The sequence below is a fragment of the Allobosea sp. GW821-FHT09G06 genome, assembly GCF_059416005.1.
In genome coordinates this window covers 177,630-201,939 of sequence record NZ_JBWKOI010000001.1, presented here as the reverse complement: position 1 = coordinate 201,939, position 24,310 = coordinate 177,630, and the positions used below count along the sequence as shown (strand labels likewise).

At 67.6% G+C, this 24,310-nt stretch carries 26 protein-coding genes; 10 read left to right on the top strand and 16 right to left on the bottom strand.

Features of this window, described 5'->3' with window-relative positions:
• Positions 1-46: 46 nt before the first annotated feature.
• Both AC07NY_RS00945 and AC07NY_RS00940 read right to left on the bottom strand, forming a co-directional pair.
• Entirely contained in the window at positions 47-976 is a 930-nt protein-coding gene (locus AC07NY_RS00945; RefSeq protein ID WP_494581086.1) for a site-specific tyrosine recombinase XerD, read from the bottom strand.
• The gene (locus tag AC07NY_RS00940) at positions 973-1,119 is read right to left on the bottom strand and encodes a histidine kinase (RefSeq protein ID WP_199093353.1); all 147 of its coding nucleotides are present in this window, start codon (positions 1,117-1,119) and stop codon (positions 973-975) included. The genes AC07NY_RS00945 and AC07NY_RS00940 overlap by 4 nt, the downstream gene beginning before the upstream one ends.
• 176 nt (positions 1,120-1,295) lie before the next feature.
• On the opposite strand from AC07NY_RS00940, the gene AC07NY_RS00935 reads away from it, so the two are divergent.
• Positions 1,296-1,895, top strand: coding sequence for a shikimate kinase (locus AC07NY_RS00935; RefSeq protein WP_492285875.1), 600 nt, complete (start codon positions 1,296-1,298; stop codon positions 1,893-1,895).
• Entirely contained in the window at positions 1,892-3,037 is a 1,146-nt protein-coding gene (gene aroB / locus AC07NY_RS00930; RefSeq protein ID WP_494581083.1) for a 3-dehydroquinate synthase, read from the top strand. Before AC07NY_RS00935 ends, aroB begins: the two co-directional genes overlap by 4 nt.
• A gap of 6 nt (positions 3,038-3,043) precedes the next feature.
• Here the strand turns inward: aroB and AC07NY_RS00925 are convergent, their stop codons facing one another.
• The 11 genes from AC07NY_RS00925 to AC07NY_RS00875 all read right to left on the bottom strand — a co-directional run bounded on the left by AC07NY_RS00925 (position 3,044) and on the right by AC07NY_RS00875 (position 13,626).
• Positions 3,044-3,379, bottom strand: coding sequence for a DUF1330 domain-containing protein (locus tag AC07NY_RS00925; protein WP_494581081.1), 336 nt, complete (start codon positions 3,377-3,379; stop codon positions 3,044-3,046).
• A gap of 101 nt (positions 3,380-3,480) precedes the next feature.
• Positions 3,481-4,590, bottom strand: a complete 1,110-nt coding sequence (locus AC07NY_RS00920; protein WP_494581079.1) for a calcium:cation antiporter — start codon at positions 4,588-4,590, stop codon at positions 3,481-3,483.
• A gap of 122 nt (positions 4,591-4,712) precedes the next feature.
• Positions 4,713-6,524 carry a glucan ABC transporter ATP-binding protein/ permease gene (locus AC07NY_RS00915; protein ID WP_494581077.1) on the bottom strand — a complete coding sequence of 604 codons (1,812 nt, stop codon included), beginning with the start codon at positions 6,522-6,524 and terminating at the stop codon, positions 4,713-4,715.
• A gap of 111 nt (positions 6,525-6,635) precedes the next feature.
• A complete protein-coding gene (locus tag AC07NY_RS00910; RefSeq protein ID WP_494581075.1) occupies positions 6,636-6,923 on the bottom strand; it encodes a hypothetical protein in 288 nt (95 codons plus the stop codon).
• Positions 6,924-6,928: 5 nt separating this feature from the next.
• A complete protein-coding gene (locus AC07NY_RS00905; RefSeq protein WP_494581073.1) occupies positions 6,929-7,939 on the bottom strand; it encodes a WD40 repeat domain-containing protein in 1,011 nt (336 codons plus the stop codon).
• Between the two features lie 14 nt (positions 7,940-7,953).
• The gene (locus AC07NY_RS00900; RefSeq protein ID WP_142114002.1) at positions 7,954-8,916 is read right to left on the bottom strand and encodes a CobW family GTP-binding protein; all 963 of its coding nucleotides are present in this window, start codon (positions 8,914-8,916) and stop codon (positions 7,954-7,956) included.
• Between the two features lie 43 nt (positions 8,917-8,959).
• Positions 8,960-9,901: a metal ABC transporter substrate-binding protein gene (locus AC07NY_RS00895; RefSeq protein WP_494581071.1), complete on the bottom strand. Its 942-nt coding sequence runs from the start codon at positions 9,899-9,901 to the stop codon at positions 8,960-8,962.
• Between the two features lie 34 nt (positions 9,902-9,935).
• Positions 9,936-10,811, bottom strand: a complete 876-nt coding sequence (locus tag AC07NY_RS00890; RefSeq protein ID WP_494581069.1) for a metal ABC transporter permease — start codon at positions 10,809-10,811, stop codon at positions 9,936-9,938.
• Positions 10,812-10,833: 22 nt separating this feature from the next.
• Positions 10,834-11,568, bottom strand: coding sequence for a zinc ABC transporter ATP-binding protein AztA (aztA, locus tag AC07NY_RS00885; RefSeq protein WP_494581067.1), 735 nt, complete (start codon positions 11,566-11,568; stop codon positions 10,834-10,836).
• Between the two features lie 11 nt (positions 11,569-11,579).
• Complete coding sequence (locus AC07NY_RS00880; protein ID WP_377842713.1) at positions 11,580-11,729, bottom strand: hypothetical protein; 150 nt, start codon at positions 11,727-11,729, stop codon at positions 11,580-11,582.
• Between the two features lie 262 nt (positions 11,730-11,991).
• A complete protein-coding gene (locus AC07NY_RS00875; RefSeq protein WP_494581064.1) occupies positions 11,992-13,626 on the bottom strand; it encodes an OpgD/OpgG family glucan biosynthesis protein in 1,635 nt (544 codons plus the stop codon).
• A gap of 222 nt (positions 13,627-13,848) precedes the next feature.
• Between AC07NY_RS00875 and AC07NY_RS00870 the strand changes: the two genes are divergently transcribed.
• The 3 genes from AC07NY_RS00870 (at position 13,849) to AC07NY_RS00860 (ending at position 17,593) form a co-directional block, all read left to right on the top strand.
• Complete coding sequence (locus tag AC07NY_RS00870; RefSeq protein WP_494581062.1) at positions 13,849-14,817, top strand: TAXI family TRAP transporter solute-binding subunit; 969 nt, start codon at positions 13,849-13,851, stop codon at positions 14,815-14,817.
• A 98-nt stretch (positions 14,818-14,915) separates the two neighbouring features.
• Positions 14,916-17,228 carry a TRAP transporter permease gene (locus tag AC07NY_RS00865; protein WP_494581060.1) on the top strand — a complete coding sequence of 771 codons (2,313 nt, stop codon included), beginning with the start codon at positions 14,916-14,918 and terminating at the stop codon, positions 17,226-17,228.
• Positions 17,225-17,593 (top strand): DUF1850 domain-containing protein, encoded by a 369-nt coding sequence (locus tag AC07NY_RS00860; RefSeq protein WP_494581058.1) that lies wholly within the window; start codon positions 17,225-17,227, stop codon positions 17,591-17,593. The genes AC07NY_RS00865 and AC07NY_RS00860 overlap by 4 nt, the downstream gene beginning before the upstream one ends.
• 112 nt (positions 17,594-17,705) lie before the next feature.
• Here the strand turns inward: AC07NY_RS00860 and AC07NY_RS00855 are convergent, their stop codons facing one another.
• Positions 17,706-17,945, bottom strand: a complete 240-nt coding sequence (locus AC07NY_RS00855; RefSeq protein ID WP_494581057.1) for a hypothetical protein — start codon at positions 17,943-17,945, stop codon at positions 17,706-17,708.
• A gap of 133 nt (positions 17,946-18,078) precedes the next feature.
• Between AC07NY_RS00855 and AC07NY_RS00850 the strand changes: the two genes are divergently transcribed.
• From AC07NY_RS00850 to AC07NY_RS00830, 5 genes are read left to right on the top strand one after another with little or no spacing between them, the layout of a single operon-like run.
• Entirely contained in the window at positions 18,079-19,668 is a 1,590-nt protein-coding gene (locus AC07NY_RS00850) for a gamma-glutamyltransferase family protein (RefSeq protein ID WP_494581055.1), read from the top strand.
• 6 nt (positions 19,669-19,674) lie between these two features.
• The gene (locus AC07NY_RS00845; protein ID WP_494581054.1) at positions 19,675-20,871 is read left to right on the top strand and encodes an amidase; all 1,197 of its coding nucleotides are present in this window, start codon (positions 19,675-19,677) and stop codon (positions 20,869-20,871) included.
• Positions 20,872-20,883: 12 nt separating this feature from the next.
• Positions 20,884-21,513: a nitrile hydratase subunit alpha gene (gene nthA / locus AC07NY_RS00840; RefSeq protein WP_494581052.1), complete on the top strand. Its 630-nt coding sequence runs from the start codon at positions 20,884-20,886 to the stop codon at positions 21,511-21,513.
• Complete coding sequence (gene nthB, locus AC07NY_RS00835; protein WP_494581050.1) at positions 21,510-22,169, top strand: nitrile hydratase subunit beta; 660 nt, start codon at positions 21,510-21,512, stop codon at positions 22,167-22,169. The genes nthA and nthB overlap by 4 nt, the downstream gene beginning before the upstream one ends.
• A complete protein-coding gene (locus tag AC07NY_RS00830; RefSeq protein WP_494581048.1) occupies positions 22,156-22,539 on the top strand; it encodes a nitrile hydratase accessory protein in 384 nt (127 codons plus the stop codon). Before nthB ends, AC07NY_RS00830 begins: the two co-directional genes overlap by 14 nt.
• A gap of 105 nt (positions 22,540-22,644) precedes the next feature.
• Here the strand turns inward: AC07NY_RS00830 and AC07NY_RS00825 are convergent, their stop codons facing one another.
• Together AC07NY_RS00825 and AC07NY_RS00820 are read right to left on the bottom strand one after the other, a co-directional pair.
• The gene (locus AC07NY_RS00825; protein WP_494581047.1) at positions 22,645-23,667 is read right to left on the bottom strand and encodes a nickel/cobalt transporter; all 1,023 of its coding nucleotides are present in this window, start codon (positions 23,665-23,667) and stop codon (positions 22,645-22,647) included.
• Complete coding sequence (locus tag AC07NY_RS00820; protein WP_494581045.1) at positions 23,658-24,302, bottom strand: DUF1007 family protein; 645 nt, start codon at positions 24,300-24,302, stop codon at positions 23,658-23,660. The genes AC07NY_RS00825 and AC07NY_RS00820 overlap by 10 nt, the downstream gene beginning before the upstream one ends.
• Positions 24,303-24,310: the final 8 nt, after the last annotated feature.

Genomic DNA, 24,310 nt, shown 5'->3' with positions numbered 1-24,310 from the left:
CGCAGCAGCACTGCGTGCCGCGGCGCGTGCGGGATGACATCCCGCCTCACTCCCCATCCGCGAGGGGGTGAAGATCGCGCACCATGCTCTTCAGGCGCTCGTCGAGGACGTGGGTGTAAATCTGCGTCGTCGCGATATCGGCATGGCCCAGCAGTTCCTGCACGACCCTGAGATCGGCGCCGTTCTGCAGCAGATGGCTGGCGAACGCATGGCGCAGGACGTGCGGGCTCAAGGCCGCCGCCGAAAGCCCCGCTGCTCCGGCCAGTGACTTGAGGTCCCTGGCGAAGACCTGCCGCGTCAGGTGCCCGCTCTCGCCCTCCGACGGGAAAAGCCAACGTCCATCCGCCGCTCCGGCTTCCTTCAGCGCCTCCAGCCAATCCCGCGCCGCGCCGCGTGCCGCATCGTTCAGCGGCACCAGCCGCTCCTTGTCGCCCTTGCCGCGCACGATCAGGAAGCGCTCCCGCGTCGTCGCCGCCGACAAGGGCAGCGCGATCAGTTCGGAAACGCGCAGGCCCGTCGCGTAGAGCATCTCGACGAGGCAGCGCATGCGCAGGGCCTTGAGGCGGGCTGCCTTCGATATCCCCTCCTGCTCGCAGGCGGACCGCGCCGTCTCCAGCAGGCGGTCGACATCCCCGACCGTCACCACCTTCGGCAGGGGCCGCCCGAGCCTCGGCCCGGAGATCGCCGCCGAGGGATCGGTACCCGCCAGCCCTTCCGTATAGAGGAAGCGGTGGAACTGGCGCACAGCCGACAGCCTTCGCGCCGCCGATGACGCCTTGAGCCCGCGCGCCGCCAGATCGGCGAGCCATCCCCGGATATTCTCCGCCGTGGCATCGCCCGGCGCCTTGCCGCCGAGGAATTCGAGGTAGTCCGCGATGTCGCGTTCATAGGCGTCGAGCGTGTTGCGCGCCGCGCCGCGCTCGGCTGCCAGCATGTCGAGGAAGGCGTTCAGCCGCTGGCGCCCCAGCCGGCTCATTTCGGTTGCAGCTTCGAGGGAGGCACGATCTCGATCATCTCGCGCTGGACCGGCTGGACGAAGGTGACGAGCGCGATCATGCCCCCGAAGATCAGCCCGGCGATGATCCCTATGAAAGCCAGGAAACGGAACAGCGTCGGCACGTCGGGCGGACTCTCGCAATCGCTTGGGTGCGCACGATCCCGGCACCGGGCTTGACTATCCCTGATCGCAACCGGCTCGCGCAAGGGCAGGCGAGCCACAGCCTCGTGCAAACCGCGTGACAGGGGCATGACGCAGCTGCCGGCCGGTGCTACAGCCGTGCCGAGGACACATTACCATGACCGCCGCCGCTTCCGTCGCCACGCCCGATATGACCGATCTCCGCGCCGCCCTCGGCCAGCGTGCGATCGTGCTCGTCGGCATGATGGGCTCCGGCAAGAGCTCGGTCGGCCGCCGGCTGGCCGGGCGCCTCGGCCTGCCCTTCGTCGATGCCGATACCGAGATCGAGACGGCCGCGCATATGACAATCCCCGAAATCTTCGCGCAGCGCGGCGAGGCGGAGTTCCGCGAGGGCGAGCGCCGCGTCATCAGCCGCGTCCTGACGACCCGCGCCCCGCTGGTGCTGGCGACCGGCGGCGGCGCCTTCATGAATGCCGAGACACGCGAGCGCGTGAAGGAACTCGGCATCGCGGTCTGGCTCAAGGCCGAGCCCGACGTGCTGATGCGCCGCGTCCGCAAGCGCTCGAACCGGCCGCTGCTCCAGACCGCCGATCCCGAGGCGACCTTGCGCCGGATGCTGACCGAGCGCGAGCCGGTCTATGCACTGGCCGACATCACCATCCTGTCGAGCGACGAGCCTCATGAAGTCGTGGTCGGCGAAACCATCGCCGCATTGGACGACTATCTGCGGCTGGCAGCCGGAGCGACAGCATCATGACCGCCGCCACGCCCGAGAAGACCGGCGCCCGCATCGTCGTCCCCGTCGCGCTTGAAGGCCGCGGCTACGACATCCATATCGGCCGCCACCAGCTCTGCGAGGCCGCGGCCCTGATCGCCGCCTTCGCGCCCGGCGCCAAGGCAGCTCTCGTCACCGACGAGAGCGTGGCTGCCCTGCACGGCGCCGCCTTCGAGACCTGCCTGCAGCAGGAAGGCATCACGGCGACCCGCATCACCATCCCGCCGGGCGAGGCCTCGAAGTCCTATGCCCAGTTCATCGCCCTCTGCGACGCGCTGCTGGCGGCGAAGATCGAGCGCAATGATCTCGTCATCGCCTTCGGCGGCGGCGTCGTCGGCGATCTCACCGGTTTCGCGGCGGCAGTACTCCGCCGCGGCGTGCGCTTCGTGCAGGTGCCGACCACCTTGCTCGCCCAGGTCGATTCCTCCGTCGGCGGCAAGACCGGCATCAACTCGCCTCATGGCAAGAACCTGATCGGGGCCTTCCACCAGCCGGCTTTGGTCATCGCCGATACCGCGCTCTTGGACACGCTGAGCGAGCGCGAGTTCAAGGCCGGCTATGCCGAGGTCGTGAAGTACGGGCTGATCGACGACCCCGATTTCTTCGATTGGTGCGAGGCCAACTGGAGCCGCGTCATCGCTGGCGGGCCGGAGCGCGACCATGCCGTCGCCGTCTCCTGCCGCGCCAAGGCCGCGATCGTCGCCCGCGACGAACGCGAGGAAGGCGACCGCGCCCTGCTCAATCTCGGCCATACCTTCGCCCATGCGCTGGAACGGCTGACGAATTACGAGTCCGCCCGCCTCGTCCATGGCGAGGCCGTGGCGATTGGCCTGGCACTCGCTTTCCGCTTCTCGCAGCGCCTCGGGCTATGCTCGGGCCAGGATGCAGGCCGCGTTTCCCGCCATCTCGATCATGTCGGCTTGCCCAGCCGCTTGCGGCAGGTGCCGGGCGGTGCCGGCAGCGCCGAGGAGATCGTCAACGCCATGGCGCAGGACAAGAAGGTCAAGCGTGGCGTGCTGACCTTCATCCTCGCCCGCGGCATCGGCAAGAGCTTCATCGCGCCGGGCGTCGCGGCCGATGAAGTGCGCGCCTTCATCGAGACGGAACTCGCCTCGAAGGACTGAAGCCGGTCAGACGAGCCCGGCCTTCGCCAGGAAATCGGTCGCGCGGTAGCCCGGCTCCACGCCGTGGACCAGCATCGCCGTGCCCCGCGAATTCTCGGTCCTGAGCGGCAGGATCGCGCGGTATTCCGGTGAATCATACCAGGCGCGTGCCCGGTCCATGTCCGGAAAGGCGATGAGCACGAGATCGCCCGGCCACGGCCCCTCGACGATCTCCGGCGTCATGCCATGGATCAGGAAGCGGCCGCCATGGGGTTCGAGCGTCGCGTCGATCCGGGCGATGTAGTCGACGATCTCCGGCCCGAGCCGGACATCCTGCAGATGGGCGATGGCGTAGGCGGTCATGGTTCTCTCCTGCAAACCGCGGCCGGAAGGCCGTTCGTTGCGGAGGACCATGACGCGTGAAGCGAATGGGGTCGATTACCACAGGGGTAATCGCGCTGCGATTACGGACTGAAGACCAGCACGAGGAAGACGAAGAACACGGCGAGATGCACCGCCCCTTCCAGCATGGTCGTGCGCGTGCCGGTGAAGGTCAGGGTCGAGAGCAGCAGCGTCATCGCCGCGATCACCATATTGGTCGCCGACAGGCCGAGCACGACCGGCTGGCCGGTGAAGACGCCGATCAGCAGCACGGCCGGCACGGTCATGCCCAGCGTCGAGGTCGCCGCGCCCAGGCAGAGATTCACGGCGCGCTGCAGCTGGTTCGAGGTGATCGCCCGGAGCGCCGCGATGCATTCCGGCGTGAAGACGACCATCGCGATCAGGATGCCGCCGAGCGCGGCCGGCGCACCGAGCTTGGCGATGCCGAAATCGAGCACCGCCGCCAGGCTCTTCGAGAGGATGACGATCGGCAGGATATTGGCGAGCAAGAGCCCGATACGCGGCAGCACCTCGCCCGCCGCCGACGGTGAAACCGGCTCGCCATCCGCGTCGACGGCAATGACCGGCTTACCGTCCTCGTCCGGCTCGCGAAAGAACATGCTGTGCCGACCGGTCTGCAGCGCGAGGAAAGCGCCGTAGAGCGCCACCGTGAAGATCGAGAAGGCGATCGCCTGGAAGGAGGTCAGCGTGCCGTCCGGCGTCGATGTCGTGAAATTCGGCAGAAAGAGCGGGATCACCGTCAGCGGAATGATCACGGCCAGATAGGACGACGCGCCCTTGAGGTTGTAGCGCTGCTGGAAATGCCGGAGGCCCCCGATCAGCAGGCCGATGCCGACGACGCCGTTGAGCACGATCATCAGCACGGCGAACATCGTGTCGCGGCCGAGCGTCGGTGCGCCCTTCGCACCAAGCATGACGGCGCCGACCAGCGCCACCTCGATGATGACGATCGAGAGCGTCAGGATCAGCGTGCCATAGGGCTCGCCCAGCCTTTCGGCCAGCTCCTCGGCTTCATGCACCACGCCGAAGGACGACCAGATGATGACGCCGAGCAGCCAGAGGAAGACGAGAAGCGACGGCAATGGCGCGCCGAGCTGGCCGAGCAAGGTGTCGCCGAACAGAAGGAAGGCGGCAACCGAGGCCCAGGCACAGGCAAGGCGGAGGATCATCATCGTTCGTCGTCACTCGGGATCGCGGGCGGAAAAGGCTCCAGTCCAATAAGCGGGAAAGGCGACATCGGCGCAACGCCTGATCGCGCCTGCGACCCCCGAAACGGCTCGAAAAACGCCGCTCGTCAGCCCGGCAGGATCTTTTGCGCGAGCGGGCTCGGCGTGTCCTCGGCGTGGGCCGACTTGTCGCTGACGAGATACTGCGCCCGCGCCAGCGCCGCGAAGCGTCCGCCCTTGGCGACGAGCTCATCGAAAGTGCCCATTTCCTCGACCTGCCCCTGCTCGAAGACCAGGATGCGGTCGGCATTGCGGATCGTCGCGAGACGGTGCGCGATGACGAAGGTGGTGCGCCCCTTCATCACCTCTTCCAGCGCCTTCTGCAGCTTAACCTCGGTTGCGGCGTCGAGCGCGGAGGTCGCCTCGTCGAGGATCAGCACCGGCGGGTTCTTGAGCAGCGCGCGGGCGATCGAGAAGCGCTGGCGCTCGCCGCCGGAGAGCGTGCGGCCGCGCTCACCGACCAGCGTGTCGAGCCCATCGGCCTGGCGCGCCATCACCTCGGCGGCCTGCGCGCGTTCGAGCGCCTGCATCATCTCGGCATCCGTGGCGTCCGGCTTGCCGACGAGCAGGTTCTCGCGGATCGAGCGGGCGAACAGCATCGGCTCCTGGAAGACGACGCCGATATTGCGCCGGAGCGAAAGCAGCGAAATCTCGCGGATATCCATGCCATCGACGGTGATCCGGCCCGATTGCGGATCGAAGGCGCGGTGCAGCAGCCCCAGCGTCGTCGACTTGCCCGAACCGGTCGAGCCGACGACGGCGATCGTCTCTCCGGGCTTCACCGCGAAGGAAACGTCGCGCACCGCCGCGCGCTTGCCGTCATAGGAGAAGGAGACGTCCTCGAAGGCGACCGCGCCTTCGAGCCGGCCGGGGTCCTTGGCGCCGGGCTGGTCGCGCACGCTCGGCAGCGTGTCGAGCACCTCGAAGAACTCCCGCATCTTCGGCGCCTGCATGAAGATGAAGTTCACGAAGCCGACGATCTGCTCCAGACGCCCGACCAGCATGGTGGCGAAGCCCATGAAGGTGACGATTTCGCCGACCGTCGTCTGGCCATGCATCAGCAGCCAGGTGCCGACGATGAAGATCAGCAGCACGGTCAGCGTCGCAGAGGCGCGCGTCGCGACATTGGCCACCGCCCACCAGGACAGGACCGGCAATTGCGCCGCCAGCACATTGGCGATGGTGGTGCGCAGGCCGCGCACCTCGGCCTCGATGCGGGTGAAGCTCTGGATCACCGGCACGTTGCCGAGCGCGTCCGAGGCCCGCTCCGCCAGGTTGGAGTGATAGGCCTCGACATTGCTCTGCAAGCGGTCAGTCTTGCGCAGCACATAGGCCGTCAGCGAGCCGAACAGCACCACCAGCGCGACCAGCAACAGCCCGAGCTGCCAGTTCTTCCAGATCGTGAAGGGCAGGAGCACGAACAGCGCCACGGCAGAGGCGCAATGCTCGCGGAAGAAGGACAGCCAGAGGCCCCACATCGCATTGGTGCCGTCGAGCATCACCTTGAGCACACGGCCGGAATGGGTCTGCGTGTGATAGGCCAGCGGCAAGGTGAGCGCATGTTCGAAATAGCGCGCCATCACCATCAGGCGCGCGCGATGGGCCAGTCGGTCGGCATGCAGCGCGACGAAGACGCCGAGCGCGATATTGGTCAGGCCGAAGCCGACCCAGGCGGCGATCAGCAGGTTGATGCTGGCCCAGGTCAGGGCGCCGCCCGAGGACTGGATCGTGGTCAGACGGTCGATCAGCGCGCCGAACAGCATCGGCTCGGCAAAGGCGACCGCCGCCAGCACGATATTGGCCAGCGCCAGGATGACGCCCAGCCGCCTTTCCGGACCGAGTTCGCCGAGGACGCGGGCATAGAGCGAGAGCAGAGACATCGCGTGGAGCTTTAGCGAAACCGGCGCTGGCGGCAAGCGGTCATCCAGCTCGTCGATCAGGAGGGCGGCGCCATGTTCGCCCGGCTCGGTCCGGCCGAACGGCTTCAGGCCCTAAGACCGCAGGGCTTCGGCCAAGGCGTCCACCGTCACCTCGGCCATCGCCATCTGCAATTTGTAGGCGCGCGTCTTCTCGCCCGGCTTCATCACCAGGATCACCGTCTCGTTGCCCGGGCAGGCGGGATCGGCGCAGATGATCTCGTTGACAGCGATCGCCGCCGTCTCGGGCAGGCCGAGCAATTCCCGGACCTGTCCCTTCAGTCGTTCGGCCAGCGCCTTGGCTTCGGCCTTCGCATCGCCGCCCTTGCGGGTCTCAGGCTTGCCGAAGAGACCAAAGCGCATCGCGCTCAGCCCGGCAGGACGAGCACGCCGGCCGCGCCGTCCTCGGCGCCGAAGGCGAGCCGCTTGCCGGCCTTGTCCCAGGCGAAGGCGCTGATCCCGCTGTCGCGCAGGGCCGGCCGCACCAGCAGTTCGGAGCCGTCGGTCAGGCGAACCATCAGGATGCAGCCATCGTCATAGCCGATCGCCAGCACCAGCGCGCCCGGATGGAAGGCGACGCGAGTGACGCGAGCATGGCGCACGCCGCATTCGCGCGGCGCCTTGCCCTGCGGCCCGTCACCCTGGAACGGCCAGACGATCGCACCGTCCGCCCCGCTCGACGCCAGCCAGAGCCCATCATGCGACCAGGACAGCGAGCGCGGCTTGGCCGGGTAGCCGGTCATCCGCATATGGCCGGGCTTGTCGCCGAGCTTCCAGCCATGCAGCGCGTTCTCCTGCATCGAGGAGACGACGAAGCGCCCATCCGGCGACCAGGCGACATCGATATGCGAGCCCTTCCACTCCAGGAATTCCGGCTTCGCCTCGGTGTTCGGATACCAGAGCGAGACGCCATTCATCTGGGCTATGGCCACGCGGTAGCCCTTCGGCGCGAAGACGAGGCCCTGCGGCGTGCTCGCCGCCTCCAGCGTGCGGATGCGGCCCTTCTCGTCGCGGGCCTGCACGCTCTTGCCGGTGTTCCAGGCGAGATTGCCTGATGGAGACAGCGTGATCGCGTCGACCCAGCGGCGCTTCTGGTCCTTCGCTATCTCTTCAGGCTCGCCTTCGAACCGCGTTGCGACGACGCGCCCGTCATCCCCGCCGGAGATCAGGCGCTCGCCGTCGCCGGTCGCGCAGAGAATGCCCCCGGCATGGGCCTCGACGCTGTCGACGAGGGCGCCGTCGCGCCAGCGCAGCACGCGCCCGTCGGCCAGCGCGAGCACGAGCCCCTGCTTCAGCCAGTGGGCCGCGACGACATGCGTCTCAGCAGTGATCGGGGTGACATGCTCGCGCAGCGAGACGGGTGGGGTCATCGTGGTCATGACGCGGCTTTAACTCAGGCCGCGCAGGCTTCAAACCCCTTGCGCAATTCGTTCTCGTTGAGATCGCGCCCGATGAAGACGAGGCGGCTCTCGCGGGTCTCGCCATCCTTCCAGTCGCGCTGCAGGTCGCCGTCCAGGATCATGTGCACGCCCTGGAAGACGAAGCGGCGCGGCTCGTTCTTGAAGGCCAGGATGCCCTTGGAGCGCAGGATGTTCGGCCCCTGGATCTGGGTGAGGTCATTGATCCACGGCATGAATTTCTCGGGATCGACGTCGCCCGGCACGGTCAGCGAGATCGAGCGCACGTCCTCAGCATGGTGATGGTGATGCCCGGCCTCGAGGAAATCGGGCTCGATATCGAGAATACGGTCGAGATCGAAGGCGTTGCGGTCGAGCAGGGCTGCAATATCGACATTGGCGCGCTCGGCCTTGTGCAGCTTGGCATAGGGGTTGATCGCGCGGATCGCAGCCTCGACATCGGCGAGCTCTTCCGCCGTCACGAGATCGGTCTTGTTGAGCACGATGACATCGGCGAAGGCGATCTGGTTCTTGGCCTCCGGCGCATCCTTCAAACGATCCTTCAGCCACTTGGCGTCGGTCACGGTGACGACCGCATCGAGGCGGGTAGCGTCGCCGACATCCTGATCGACGAAGAAGGTCTGCGCGACCGGCGCGGGATCGGCGAGACCGGTGGTCTCGACGATGATCGCGTCGAACTTGCCCTTGCGCTTCATCAGGCCGTCGAGGATGCGGATCAGGTCGCCGCGCACGGTGCAGCAGATGCAGCCGTTATTCATCTCGAAGATTTCCTCGTCGGCGCCGACGATGAGGTCGCCATCGATACCGGCCTCGCCGAACTCGTTGACGATCACGGCGAATTTCTTGCCGTGGTCCTCGGTCAGGATGCGGTTGAGGAGCGTGGTCTTGCCGGCGCCCAGATAGCCGGTGAGCACCGTGACGGGGATTTTCTCGGACATGGCTTGACCTGAATGACTGCGACGCGAGGAGGACACCGCCCGGTCAGGCCGGGCCGGCAGTCAGCGCCTTTTCGATCTCGCTTATATTGTGCTTCATCATCCGGATGTAAGTCCCCGCCGGCCCGCTCTCGGCCGAGAGCGCATCCGAATAGAGCCGGCCGCCGACCTTGGCGCCGCTTTCGCGCGCGATCTGCTCGACGAGGCGGGGATTGGTGACGTTTTCGAGGAAGACGGCCGGGATCTTCTGCGTCTTCACCTGCCGGATGATGCGGGCGACATCCCTGGCGGAGGCTTCGGCTTCGGTCGAGACGCCCTGCGGCGCGACGAATGCGATGCCATAGGCCTTCACGAAATAGCCGAAGGCGTCATGGGTCGTGATCGCCTTGCGCCGCTCAGCCGGGATGCGCGCGACGGCGGCCTTCACCTCGCCTTCGAGCGTGTCGAGCTCGACGAGATAGGCCGTGGCATTGGCCTCGTAGCTTGCCTTGCCGGCCGGGTCGGCCGCGCTGAGCGCATCCCTGATATTCGCGACATAGATCTTCGCGTTGGCAACGCTCTGCCAGGCATGCGGATCGTCATGGCCATGGGCATGCGCATGGCCGCCCTTGCCCTTGTCGTCATGGTCGTCATCGGCTTCGAGCGGGGTGATGCCCTTCGTCGCCTCGGCCATCGTCGCCTTGGTGCCCGAGGATTTCACCAGACGCGGCAACCAGCCCTCGAAATGCAGGCCGTTGACGAGGACGAGCTTCGCCGCGGCCATCGCCTTCGCATCGGCCGGCGTCGGCGAATAGACATGAGCGTCGCCGTCAGGGCCGACCAGCGTGGTCACACTGACGCGGTCGCCGCCGACCTGCCGGGCGAAATCGCCGAGGATCGAGAAGCTCGCCACCACCGGCAGCTTCTCCTGAGAGAAGGCACCGAACGGCGCGGCGACTGCGGCAAGCCCGAGAGCGAGGCCGACGACGAGGGCGCGACGGTTGGGCATGGGCGACTCCAAGAAATGAAACGATATAACGTTTCTATCTCTGGAGATGGGCCCGAGGCAAGAGGCGCCGCGCAAGCCCGTCCTGCGAGCCGAACAGGAGCGAGCCGATATAGATCGCGCCTGCGGCGAGAATAATCGACGGCCCCGCCGGCAGGCTCGACCCCGCCGCATAGGACACGACCAGCCCGGCATAGCCGGAAACCATGCCGAAACCGGCCGCGAGCAGCAGCAGGCGCGTGATATCCGCCGTCCAGAAGCGCGCGGCCGCTGCCGGCAGCATCATCATGCCGACGGCGAGCAAGGTCCCCAGCGCATGGAACCCCGCGACGAGATTGAGCACGACGAGCGCGAGGAAGGTCAGATGAACGAACCCGCCGGAGCGGCTGACCGAGCGCAGGAAGCCGGGATCGACGCATTCGAGCACCAATGGCCGATAGAGCGCTGCCAATGACAGCAGCGACACGGTCGCGACCCCGGCGAGCAGGATGAGCACCTGGTCGTCGAGCGCCAGCACATTGCCGAAGAGCACATGCAGCAGGTCGATCGCCGAGCCCCGGAGCGAGACGATGGTGACGCCGAGCGCGAGCGAGATCAGGTAGAAGGCGGCGAGCGAAGCGTCCTCCTTGAGCACGGTCGCGCGCGCCACCGCGCCGGCCGCCAGCGCCACTGCAAAGCCGGCCGCAAGCCCGCCGATCGTCATCGCCGGCAGCGAGAAGCCGGCGACGAGATACCCCAGCGCCGCGCCCGGCAGGATCGCATGCGCCATGGCGTCGCCGGTCAGGCTCATCCGCCGGAGCATCAGGAAGACGCCGATCGGCGCGCCCGAAACGGAGAGCGCCACCACGCCGACGAGGGCTCGCCGCATGAAGTCGAATTCGGCGAAGGGGCCGATGAGGATATCGTAGAGCATCGGCTTGGCCTGGCTGGACGGATCAGGCGGCGTCGCGCTGGCAGGGAACGGCGTGGCTGTCGAAAGCCTCGACCATGCGCCGCGCCTTCAGCAGGTTTTCGGGCGTCAGTACGGTCGCGGTCTCGCCCCAGGCCACAGCCTCGCGCGCCAGCAGCAATGTCTGCGGGAAGGCCTGCCGGACCGTCTCGATATCGTGCAGCACCGCGACGACGGTACGGCTCTCGCCATGCCAGCGCCGCACCAGCTCCAGCAGGTCGGCCGTCGTGCGCGCATCGATCGCGGTGAAGGGCTCGTCGAGCAGGATCACATCGGCGTCCTGCAATAGGAGCCGCGCGAACAAGGCCCGCTGCATCTGCCCGCCGGAGAGCGTGCCGATCGGCCGGCGCTCGAAGCCGGTCAGGCCGACGGCCGCGATGGCGTGCTCGATCTTGTGGGCCGCGCTCGCACCGATGCGGCCGAAGATGCCGGCCCGGTTCCACAGACCCATGGCGACGAGATCGTAGACATGGATCGGGAAGGACCGGTCGAGATCGGCCGATTGCGGGAGATAGGCGAGGCGCTTGCCCTTGGCGAGCGCAACGCCGCCCGACAGAGGCGCGAGCGCCCCGGCAATGCCCTTGAGCAAGGTCGACTTGCCGGCGCCGTTCGGCCCGACGATGGCGGTCAGGCTCCCGGCCGCGATCTCACCGGAGAGGTGGTGCACAGCCGGATGGCGGTCGTAGCCCAGCGTCAGGTCGGTCAGGCGGATGGCGGACATCGAACGCAAACTCACAGGATCACGGCCAGCGTCGCCAGCCAGAGCAGCGCGACGATGGCAGCGGCCAATCCCACGCGCGTCCCCGCCGACAGGCGCAGCAGCGACCACCCCGGAGCTTCCGAGGCAGCGCGATGCGTATGAGGGGCGTGCGCGTGAGCCATAAGAAACGATATAATGTTACGCTCACGCTGGAGCAAGGCGATTCCGCAACTGTCCAACGCCACTTGGGGCAGAGACATGCTCCGGCCCCCTGTCATTCCGGGGCGCGCCGCAGGCGTGAACCCGGAAACCACGACTGGGTAGAACGTCAGGTGCTCGGCTGCGAGCGGCTCACCCGGTCGTGGGTTCCGGGTTCATCGCTGCGCGAAGCCCCGGAATGACAAGGGTGGTGCCAATCAGGAATGCCCCGGCGCCTGGTCCCGTTCAGAACGGCAGGTACTGGTAGAGCCAGGTCTCGGTCAGCACGGTGTCGCCGGCCTTGAGATAGCAGCGCATCTCGACGGGCTCGCTGCCGCCGACGGTGAGATCGAACTGGGCGCGCCAATGGCCGGGCACATCGTCCGGCACCGCTTCCGTCAGGACATAGGAGAAGCTGCCGCGCGAGGTCGACAGCACCACCTCGGGCTTCACGCCGGAGGGGATCGATTCCAGCGCGGGCCCGAGGAACTCGACCATGAACTTGCGCACGCCCCGTGGCCGCGTCGTTCCCGGCTGGCCACCATTGCCCAGCCGCGTCGCGACGACCCGGCCGAGCTGCGTCGGGAAAGGCTCGTCGGCGAGCCAGTGCAGCTTGTAGCGGAAGTTGTAGGCGTTTCCGGCTTTCGCCGGCCCTTCGGGCACCCACATCGCGACGATATTGTCGTGGATCTCGTCATCGGTGGGAATCTCGACGAGCTGGACGGAGCCCCTGCCCCACTGCCCGTCGGTCTCGACCCAGAGGCTCGGGCGGCGCTCGTAATGCACGCCGTCGAGATAATGCCCGGTCTCGCGGTCGCGCTGCATCAGCCCGAAGCCGCGCGGATCGCTGTCGACGAAGGCCGACGCCATGGTGTGCGGGGGATTGTTGAGGGGGCGCCAGGCGCGCTCGCCTGAGCCCGTCCAGAGGGCGAGCCCGTCGGAATCATGCACCTCGGGACGCCAGTCGATCGCGGTCTGTTTCGCGGTCTCGGAGTACCAGAACATCGAGGTCAGCGGCGTGATGCCGAGCCGCGAGACATCCTTGCGCAGATGCAGCGCGGTCTCGATCTCCATGGTCACGCCCTTGCCGCGATGCATGCGGAAGCGATAGGCGCCGGCCACGCTCGGCCCCGAGAGCAGGGCGTAGATGACGACATATTCGGCGCCGGCCTGCGGCGTCTCCAGCCAGATATGGGTGAAGTCGGGAAACTCCTCCAGCTTGCCGGAAACCGCCGGATCGATCGCGACGCCGCGCGCCGACAGGCCATATTGATAGAGTTCGCCGATGGCGCGGAAATAGGAGGCGCCGAGGAAAGCGACCCAATCATTGGTCTTCCAGTCGAGCGCACCGCCATCGCGGCCGGGATGGCCGCTGCGGCTCTCCTGCAGGCGGAATCCGGCAAAACCGGCGCCGGCCGGCAGATCGCGCGCCGGGGAATTCGCCGGCATCTCGAAATAGCTGGCGTCGTAGACGATCTCGCGCGCCTTGCCGCCCTCGACGACATGCATCCTGACCGGCTTCTGGAAGAAGCGGCCGAGATGGAAGAAGGTCACCGGCCAGGGCGAAGACCCATCCGCCCAGAGCGCCGCTTCCGGCTTGAACCTGATCTTGCCATGGGCGTCGTAGTCGATCCGCTGCATCGCCTCGGGCCGCGGGCTCGGCGGCGCCTCATAGGGCTTGGTCGCCATGTCCTTCGCCCGCGCCTTCAGCGCCTCGAAGGTGAAATCCCTGGTATCGCCGAGCTTGAGACCCTGCTGCGCCAGCGCGTCCGGTGCGAAGCCGAGCGCGGCCAGCGCCGCTGTCGCACCCGCACCTGCGAGAAGAGTTCGTCGGTCGAGGCGAAGCCCCTGGCTGCTACCCTGCTCGGCACGGTCGTGCATGTCGTTCCTGATCGCTCGTTGCTCGGATGCCCGGTCACCAACCCATGGCGAGGTGACCGCACGAAACCGGAGATAGGCAGCCAATCGTGGCGAAACCAGTCCGGGCCTTCGGCTAAAGGCGGAGTTCCACCTTTCGTCGAGCGCTTCCCCTTTCAGGTTCAGCATGCTCTAAAATTGCGACAACTGGCCGCATGAGCCGGATCAGACATCCAGGGAGACATCATGAAATCGCTGTTCCGGGCCCCGCGCCTCGCTGGCCTTGCCGCTGCCCTCACGCTCGTCGCCGCGCCGGTCACCGCCAGCGCTCAGGACTTCATCAACGTCCTGACCGGCGGCACGTCCGGCGTCTATTACCCGATGGGCGTCGCGCTCTCGAAGATCTATGGCGAGAAGATTCCGAATGTCCGCCCGACCGTGCAGGCCACCAAGGCTTCGGTCGAGAACCTCCAGCTCCTGCAGCAGGGCAAGGGCGAGATCGCCTTCACGCTGGGCGATTCGCTCGACGCCGCCTGGAAGGGCGACGAGGAGGCCGGCTTCAAGGCGCCGCTGAAGAAGCTGCGCGGCGTCACGGCGATCTATCCGAACTACATCCAGATCGTCGCCTCGAAGGATAGCGGCATCAAGACGTTGGCCGATCTCAAGGGCAAGCGCCTCTCGGTCGGCGCGCCGAAATCCGGCACCGAGCTCAATGCCCGCGCGATCCTCGCCGCCGCCGGAATGTCCTACAAGGATCTCGGCAAGATCGAGTATCTGCCCTTCGCCGAGTCGGTCGAATTGATGAAGAACCGCCAGCTCGACGCGACCCTGCAATCGGCCGGTCTCGGCGTCGCCTCGCTGCGCGACCTCGCGACCTCCGTCGAGATCACCGTGGTCGAGGTGCCCGCCGCCGTCGTCGACAAGGCCGGCCCGCCCTTCGTCAAGGTCTCGATCCCCGCCAATACCTATACCGGGCAGACCGCCGCCGTGCCGGCCGCCGCCGTGGTCAACTATCTCGTGACCCATGAGGGCATGAAGGAGGAGACCGTCTACCAGATGACCAAGGCGGTCTATGACAACCTGGCCGATCTCGGCGCCGCCCACGCTGCCGCCCGCTCGATCAAGCTGGAAAACGCGCTGGAAGGCATGCCCCTGCCGCTGCATCCGGGCGCCGCGCGCTACTTCAAGGAAAAGGGCCTGAAGGTCGGTTCCTGAACCGCACCTTCCCACCGCAATGACGGGCGAGGCCGGCCTGACCGGTCTCGCCCTTTTCCATGCCGGGGGCGCCGGCATGAGCCCAGGGGCACAGCAGCATGAGCCGCGACGAAACCAGACCGCTTGCAGAGCAGGATCTCACGGGAGCGCCCGCGCCGGCGGCTGCGCCCTATGATCCCGAGCACGGCCTGCCGGCCACCTTCGGAACCGGCTGGAAGGGCCGGCTGCTGTTCTGGCTGGCTGTCACCTTCTCGGCCTTCCAGGTCGTCACCGCCTTCGGCATCCCGCTCGATTTCCGGCTGATCGGCTCCGTCGCCTGGCTGACGCCGATCACGCTGATCCGCGTCGCCTTCGTGCTCTGGCTCGCCTGGATCGTGCTCGGGCTCGTGCGCGGGCGTCCGATGCTCGAAGCCGCCATCGCCTTTCTTGCGCTTCTCGGCGCCTTCGAGCTGGTCTCGCTCTATACCGGCACGCTGCCCAACCAGGTGTTGCGCACCGTCCATGTCGGCTTCCTCGCGCTGATCGCCTGCGGGCTGCTCGCCAATGCCGACGAGACGGCGCCGCCGGCCCGCGCCTTCTGGTGGGCGGTCGGCATCATCGGCTTCGCCGTCGGTCTCTACCACTGGTGGAACTACATGGAGCTGGTGAACCGCGCCGGCGAACTCACCGACGCCGACATGGTCGTCGGCATCGCCGCGCTCGCGGTCCTGTTCCTGCTGGTCTGGCGCGCCATGGGCATCGCCCTGCCGCTCGTCGCCGGCACCTTCCTGGCCTATTGCCTGTTCGGCCGTTACCTCCCGGCACCGTTCGACCACCGCGGCTACAGCCTCGAACAGGTCATCGAGCAAATGGCCTTCGGCACCGAGGGCCTCTACGCCACGCCGACGGCGGTCTCGGCCACCTTCATCTTCCTTTTCATCCTGTTCGGCGCCTTCATGGAGCGTGCCGGCGTCATCGATTTCTTCAACGATATCTCGATGGCGGTGTTCGGCGGCAAGCAGGGCGGACCGGGCAAGGTCTGCGTCGCTTCGTCGGCGCTGATGGGAACGGTCTCGGGGTCCGGCGTCGCCAATGTCGTGGCCTCCGGCCAGTTCACGATTCCCCTGATGAAGCGCTCGGGCTTCAACGGCGCCTTCGCCGGCGGCGTCGAGGCGACCTCCTCGATGGGCGGCCAGATCATGCCGCCGGTCATGGGCGCCGTCGCCTTCATCATGGCCGAGACCATCGACGTGCCCTATTCCAAGATCGTCGAGGCCGCGATCATCCCAGCCTTCCTCTATTTCGCCGCCTGCTACTGGGCGGTGCATCTGGAGGCCGGCAAGCTCGGGCTCACCGGCCTGCCGAAATCGGAACTGCCGAGCGCCCGCGCCGAACTGCGCAAGAGCTGGTACCTGATCGCGCCGCTCCTGGTGCTGGTCTATCTCCTGTTCGCGGGCTTCACGCCGCTCTTCGCGGGCGCGATCGGCCTTGCCCTCACCGTCGCCCTCATCCTCGCGCTGGCGATTTCGGCCGGCCTTGCCACGCCGGCGCTGCGCGTCGTCTTCTGGGTCGGTTTCGCGCTGATCTCGGCCGCGTCGATGGCGATCAGCGTCGCGACCGTGCTCGGCGTCGTCCTGCTGCTCGTCATCTGGAACGTGCTGCGCGGCCGCTCCGGGCGCGAGGTTCTGACCGCCTGCATCGAAGCGCTCGCCGACGGCGCGCGCCAGGCCCTGCCGGTCGGCCTCGCCTGCGCGCTGGTCGGCATCGTCATCGGCACCATGACGCTGACCGGGATCGGAACGATCTTCGGGTCCTGGCTGATCGGCATCGGCAAGGAAAGCATGTTCCTGGCGCTCGTCCTGACGATGATCTTCAGCCTGATCCTCGGCATGGGCATCCCGACCATCCCCAACTACATCATCACCTCCTCGCTCGCCGCGCCGATCCTGCTGCAGCTCGACGTGCCGCTGATCGTCAGCCACATGTTCGTCTTCTATTTCGGCATCATGGCCGACCTGACCCCGCCGGTGGCGCTGGCCGCCTTCGCGGCGGCGCCGATGGCCAAGGTCTCCGGCATGAAGATCGGCGTGCAGGCGGTGAAGATCGCGCTGCCCGGTTTCGTCGTGCCCTATATGGCGGTCTACGATCCCACGCTGATGCTGCAGCCGGTCGCCGGCCTGACGGGCGCCGGCTACTGGCTCGCGGTCGTCTACATCGTCGTCAAGGCGACGCTCGCCATGCTGCTCTGGGGCATGGCCTTCGTCGGCCAGTTCATGCGTCCCCTGTCGATGTGGGAGCGGATTCTGGCGGCGGTCGGCGCCGGCTTCCTCGTCGCCGCCGTTCCGCTGACCGACGAGATCGGCTTCGCCATCGCGGCGGTCATGATCGGCCAGCATCTCTGGCGCATCCGCGCGGCGAAGATCGCCGCATGAGTCTCTGCCTCGCGGCCGGCGCGCTCGTGGTGGCGCTCGGCACGGGCGAGATCACGCTGGGCTGGCGCCATTCGGTGCAGAAGACGCTCTGGGAGGAGGTCTGGCGGGAAACGCCCGCCGGGCTCGAAATCGTCGAGGCGCGGATCGAGGGCTCCGGCGCCGGCATGGACCCGCCCGACGGCGCGAAGCTCGTCGATGGCTTCTGGCGCTGGCATCCGGCCTTGCCGCCATTGAAAGAAGTGGTGATGCGCCGCTCCGGCGCGACGGCCGACTGGCGCATCTGCACGACGTCGGGCTGCCGCGCGATGGGAGACTATCTCCCGGCGGATGCCGACCCGGTCACGTTGAAGATCTGCGATAAGTAGCGCCGTCATTCTCGGGCGGAGCGAAGCGCAGACCCGAGAATCTCTTGAAAGCGAGGCGCGGGAGCCTCTTTCGGCATGAGATAGCCGGGTCAAGCCCGACCATGACGCTTGATCAATCGACCTCGGTCAGGTGCTCGATCTTGAGCATGCGGCGCATCAGGTTGACCAGGCCGTAGCCGGCGAAGACCGAGAACACCGCCATCATGATGTATTCGAAGATGGTGCCGAGCTCGAACAGGCCGGCCAGTGCCCAGCCGGCCGCCAGCGCCACGCCGAACAGCTCGACGGCGATCAGGATCCCGAACGAGGAGACCATGATCAGGTTGCGCCAGTTCATATGCCGTCCGGCCATGCTGTCCTTCCTTCACGCGCGGGCCGCCTTGCGCGGCCATGCGCCCCACGCACCTAGCGGAGCTTGCCGCCCCATGCAACAAATTCGCGCCCATCGTGCAGATGGGCATGATCTCCGCGCTTGAAAAGTCCTGATGCTCGATACGCCCGTCTTCGCTTCCGCCGCCGTCGCGGCCCCTCATCGCCTCGCCTCCGAAGCGGGCCGCGCCATCCTTGCCGAAGGCGGCAACGCCATCGAGGCGATGGTCGCGATGGCCGCGACGATCGCCGTGGTCTATCCGCATATGAACGGCATCGGCGGCGACGGCTTCTGGCTCGTGCATGAGCCCGGTGGAAAGATGCACGGCATCGAGGCTTGCGGCCCGGCCGGCGCGCTCGCGACGATCGAGCGCTATCGCGGCAAAGGCTATGACGCCCTCCCTTCGCGCGGGCCGGAAGCGGCAATAACCGTCGCCGGTGCCGTCGGTGGCTGGCAGCTCGCCCTCGATCTCTCTCGCGCGCTCGGCGGGCGCATGCCGCTCAATGAATTGCTGCTGGACGCGATCGGCCATTGCCGCGAGGGCTATGCGGTCTCGGACTCCGAGCTCGGCAACAAGCCGAACGAGCTGGAGGCGCTGAAGGCCGCGCCCGGCTTCCTCTCCAGCTTCTGGAGCGACGGCGCCCCGCCCAAGCCCGGCGCCCGCCGCAAGCCGGAGGCGCTCGGCGCCGCCCTGCAGCAGCTCGCCGATGCCGGGCTCGACGATTTCTACCGTGGCGATGTCGCCCGCGAGATCGCCGCCGATCTCGAACGCATCGGCGCCCCCGTCACCCGCACCGACCTCGAACGCTATCACGCGCGGTCGGTCGCGCCGCTCACGCTGAAGCTCCCCGGCCTCAGCGTCGCCAACCTGCCGCCGCCGACGCAGGGCCTGGCCTCGCTGCTGATCCTCGGCATCTTCGAGCGGTTGGGCGAGGCGAGGCTCGACTCGTTCGAACACCATCACGGGTTGATCGAGGCGACGAAGCGCGCCTTTGCCATCCGCGATCGCTATGTCACCGATCCCGCCGAGCTCGACCACCCGCCTGCCGATTTCCTGACCGACGCCGCCCTGATGCGTGAGGCGGCGGCCGTGGACATGAAGCGGGCGGAGAAGCTGCCGCTGCGCCATGGCGACGGCGACACGATCTGGATGGGCGCCATCGACGGCAAGGGCCTCGCCGTCTCCTATATCCAGTCGATTTATTGGGAATACGGCTCGGGCTGCGTGCTGCCCGCGACCGGCATCCACTGGCAGAACCGTGGTGTCTCCTTCTCGCTCGACAGGAACGCCGCGAACCCGCTGAGACCCGGCCGCAAGCCCTTCCACACGCTGAATCCGGCCCTTGCCCGCTTCGACGACGGGCGCGTCCTGCCCTATGGCTCGATGGGCGGCGACGGCCAGCCGCAATTCCAGGCGCAGATCCTGACGCGCTACCGCGCCGGCCAGAACCTCGCCACGGCGGTCGATGCACCGCGCTGGCTCTTCGGCAAGACCTGGGGCGCGGGCTCGACCAGCCTCAAGTTCGAAAGCCGCTTCGACCCGTCGCTGCTGGAGCGGCTCGATGCCGCCGGCCACCCGGTCGAGGAGAGCGGCCTCGCCTATTCCGAGGGCTTCGGCCATGCCGGCATGCTGGTGAAGCACGCGAAAGGCCATGTCGAGGCCGTGCACGATCCGCGTTCCGACGGCGATTCCAGGGGGATCTGACGCCAGATGACTTTCGACGATCCGTTCCGCTGCTTCCTTCCCTATCCCGACGCGCCCGTGAAACATGCGGTCGCCGGCCCGCTCGCCGGTTTGACGCTGGCGGTGAAGGACCTCTTCGATATCAAGGGCTACCCGACCGGGGCTGGCTCGCCGCTGGTGCTGGCGCAGTCCGGCATCAAGACCAAGACCGCGCCAATCGTGAAGGATCTGCTCCAGGCCGGCGCCCGCTTCGTCGGCAAGACCCATACCGATGAGCTCGCCTTCTCGCTCAACGGCCAGAACGCGCATTTCGGCTCGCCGATCAATCCGGCTGCGCCCGAGCGTATCACCGGCGGTTCCTCCTGCGGCTCGATGGCCGCAGTCGCCGGTCGCCTCGCCGATATCGCTGTGGGATCCGACACCGGCGGCTCGGTGCGCGCGCCGGCAAGCTATGGCGGCCTCTTCGGCATCCGGCCGAGCCATGGCCGCCTCTCCCTGAAGCGTGCCTGGCCGCTGGCGGAAAGCCTCGACACGCCCGGCTGGTTCGCCCGCGACGGCGACATCTTCGCCCGCGTCGCCAATGTCCTGTTCGGCCCCGACAAGACCGAATTGCCGGAAGCGCCGCGCCTCCTGATGGCCGACGACATGTTCGCCCAGGCCGTGCCCGAGGCCGAGACGATCCTGCGCAATGTCGTGCAACGCACGGTCCCCACGCTCGGCCAGCCCGAAGGTGTCAAGCTCGTCCGCGATCTCGATGCGCTCTACTGGGCCTTCCGCTGGATCCAGGGCCGCGAGGCCTGGCTGTCGGACGGCCCGATGATCGAGCGCTTCAACCCGCCGCTCGGTCCGGGCGTGAAGGAGCGCTTCGCCTTCTCGAAGGCCGTGACCGACGCAGAGTACGCGAAGGGCGAAACCACCCGCAAATCCTTCCGCACCAAGCTTTCGCGCCTGCTCGGCCAGAACGGGGTGCTGATCCTGCCGACCATGCCGGACGTCGCCCCGCTGATCGCGGCCAAGGAATCCGAGCTGGAGGATTTCCGCAACCGGGCGCTGCGCCTGCTTTGCCTCGCCGGCCTGTCGGGCTTCCCACAGGTCACGATTCCCGTGGCGCAGCGCGAGGGCGCCCCGCTCGGCCTGTCGCTGATCGGGCCGAAGGGCTCCGACCGCTCGCTCGTCGCCTTCGCGGTGCGCTACGAGCGCGCCGCCCGCATCCGGATCGCCTGAGAGGAGGCCGCCATGAGCGGACATCACCACCACGATCACGATCATCACCACGACAACCATTTCACCGCGATCGAGGCGCGGGTGAAGGCGCTGGAAACGCTGATGGTCCAGAAGGGCTATGTCGACCCGGCCGCGCTCGACGCGATCATCGACACCTACGAGACCAGGATCGGCCCGCGCGACGGCGCCCGCATCGTCGCCAAGGCCTGGACCGATCCGGCCTTCGCCGAACGGCTCAAGGCGGACGGTACGGCGGCGGCGGCCGAGCTCGGCTATGGCGGCCGCGGCGGCGAGCATATCGTCGCCTGCTTCAACACGCCCGAGCAGCACAACCTCATCGTCTGCACGCTCTGCTCCTGCTATCCGTGGCCGGTGCTCGGGCTGCCGCCGGTCTGGTACAAATCCCCGCCCTATCGCGCCAAGGCGGTGATCGACCCGCGCGGCACGATCGCCGATTTCGGTGTGACGCTGCCGGAGAGCCAGCGCGTCCGCGTTTGGGATTCGACCGCCGAGACCCGCTTCATCGTCATCCCGATGCGGCCCGCCGGCACCGAGGGCTGGAGCGAGGAGAGGCTCGCCAGCATCGTCACGCGCGATTCGATGATCGGCACCGGTCTCCCTCGCGTGGAGGACGCGGCATGAACAGCGCCCACGATCTCGGCGGCCAGATGGCCTTCGGCCCGGTCGTTCCCGAGCCGAACGAGCCGGTCTTCCATGGCGACTGGGAGAAACGTGTGCTCGCGATCAATGTCGCGGCCGGCGCCATGGGCGCCTGGAGCATCGATGAGATCCGCCACGCCCGCGAGAGCCTGCCGCCGGCGCAGTACCTCTCCTCGACCTATTACGAGATCTGGCTCGCCGCGCTCGACAAGGTGCTGGTCAAGCACGGCTTCCTAAGCGCCGATGAACTCGCCAGCGGCAAACCGGCACCCGAACGCCGCGAGCCCAAGCGCGTGCTCAAGGGCGAGGAGGTCGCGGGTGTCCTGCGCCGCGGCTTCCCCTATGAGCGCGAGGCCGAGACGCCCGCGCGCTTTGCCGTCGGCGACAAGGTCCGCACCATCGTGATGCACCCGCAGCACCACACCCGCCTGCCGCGCTATGCCCGCGGCAAGGCCGGCGTGGTCGAGCGCATCACCGGCTGCCATGTCTTCCCGGATACGGGCGCGCAGGGACAGCCCGAGACGGCGCAATGGCTCTACACGGTGGTCTTCGACGGACGTGAGCTCTGGGGCCGCGACGCCGATCCGACCTCCACGGTTAGCATCGAGGCCTGGGAGAGCTATCTTGAGCCGGCCTGAGATCGATCTGGCGGCGGCCTTGGCCGCGGACACGCCGATCCCGCGCGATGCCGAGGGGCCGATCTTCGCCGAGCCCTGGCAGGCCCAGGCCTTCGCTTTGGTCGTCGCGCTCCAGAACAAGGGCGTCTTCACCGCCGATGAATGGGCGCAGGCCCTCGGCGCTGAAATCCGCGAGGCGCTCGCGGCCGGCGGCTGCCGCGACGGCTCGGATTATTACGAGCGCTGGTGCGAGGCGCTGGAGCACCTGTTGATCGCGAAGGGGCTGACCTCCCATGACGGCGTCGACGCGCTGGCCGCCTCCTGGGCCCGCGCCGCCGAGGCGACGCCGCATGGCAAGCCGATCCTGCTGGAGAACGATCCGCTGCGATAATTCGCCGTCATGCTCGGGCTTGACCCGAGCATCTCGGAAACCAGCGTCTTCTCGTCACAAGATTCTCGGGTCTGCGCTTCGCTCCGCCCGAGAATGACGCCAAACCTAGCTCCCCGCCCCGCCGATCCAGAGACCAGTGAACAGCGCTGCGCCGAGCACGGCGACGAAGGCGGCCGCCAGCAGTTCGAGCCCGGCGATCAATCGCGCCGAGCGCAGGCTGCCCCCGCCGGCCAGTTTCAACGCCGCGAACTTGAAGAACACCGCGAACGCCGCCAGCGCTCCGGTGGTGATTGCAGTACCCAGCGCCATGGCGAAGGTCGCGGCGATGCCGGCCCAGAACAGGCCCTGGGCACTCGCGAAGACGAGGATGATCAGCGCCCCCGCGCAGGGCCGCGCACCCGCCGCGACGACCACCCCGGCCATGTCGCGCCAACCGGCGAGCCGCGAGACCTGCTCGGCATCGGGCATATGGACATGGTCGCAAGCCGCCGGATCATGCGCCCCACCGGCTTCCAGCCGGACCAGCGCACCCGCCTTGCGCCAGAGCATCAGCAGCCCGACTAGCGCGACCAGCAGGAAGCTGCCCTGCTCGATCACGGTCGTCGCGGCATTCATCTGCATGGCCGTGACCCGCAACAGCAAGGTCGCCACCGTCACGATCGCGATCGCGACCAGCGCCTGCAGGAGCGCGGCCGCGAAGCTCAGGCCAAGGCCCCGCTTCAGGCTGCGATTATCGGCGACGATATAGCCGGAGATCACCGCCTTGCCATGGCCGGGCCCGGCCGCATGGAAGACGCCATAGCCGAAGGAAAGCCCAAGCAGACCCCAGAGCGCACCGGGCGCGGTCGCAATCGCTTTCAGCGTCGCCGTCAACTCACGATAGAAGCTCGACTGCCAGGCAAGCAGAACCGCACCGAAGCCGGTCGTGGACGGCAGAGCCTCGCGCGGCAGCGCCGTGCCGAAAGGATTGCGCGGCGGTGGCGGAGGCGGCGGGCTCACGCTCGCAATCAGCAGTGCCAGCAGGGCAACCACGCCCCCGACCAGCAGCAGCGCCAGTGCGCAGGCGATCAGGCGTCGCGACAGCGGCGCACCAGCCGGGCGTGCTGTCTCAGTCGCCGTCACGGACATGCCACCAGCGCCCGCGTCACGATCTCGAGCCCGCTGACATCGGGCGTCGCGGTGATATCGGCCTCGGCGAGCCGCTTCTGCGTGGCATCATCGAGCTTGGGTGGGCGGTTGACCCGCACGACGCAGCCCTGCGGCGCGCCCCTGGTCACCACCGCATCGGGCTCGTCGACGATGGAGAAGGCGACGAAATAGGTGGGGTCGCCGATCTCGATGCCGAAGGAGCGCGCCTTGGCCGGTGTCTTCAGCGGCAGCGTGAAGACCAGCGTCAGCACCTTGTTGTCGAAGGTCATCACCTGCTCGCCCGGCGTGCCGAATTCCTGCTTGCGGCCGTTCAGCTTGGCGGCGGTGAAGAACTCGACATCGGGCAGCGATTCGACATTGATCTTGGCGAGTTCCGCGAGTTCGTCCGAGGTCAGCTTGCCGTCGCGGTTCTTGTCGAGGCCCTGCGTGATATAGGCCGAATAGGCCTCGTCGAAGCTCCAGCGGTTCCGGATCGCCTGCACCGAACCATCGGCTGTGAAGACGATCTCGGCCTTGGCCGTGACGAAGACATGCGGGTGCGCAGCCGCCGGCCCGGCCGCGATGGCGGCCAGCAAGAGGCCCGATAGGGCCGTGAGATGCGCGCGTCGCGTCAAAGGCGAAC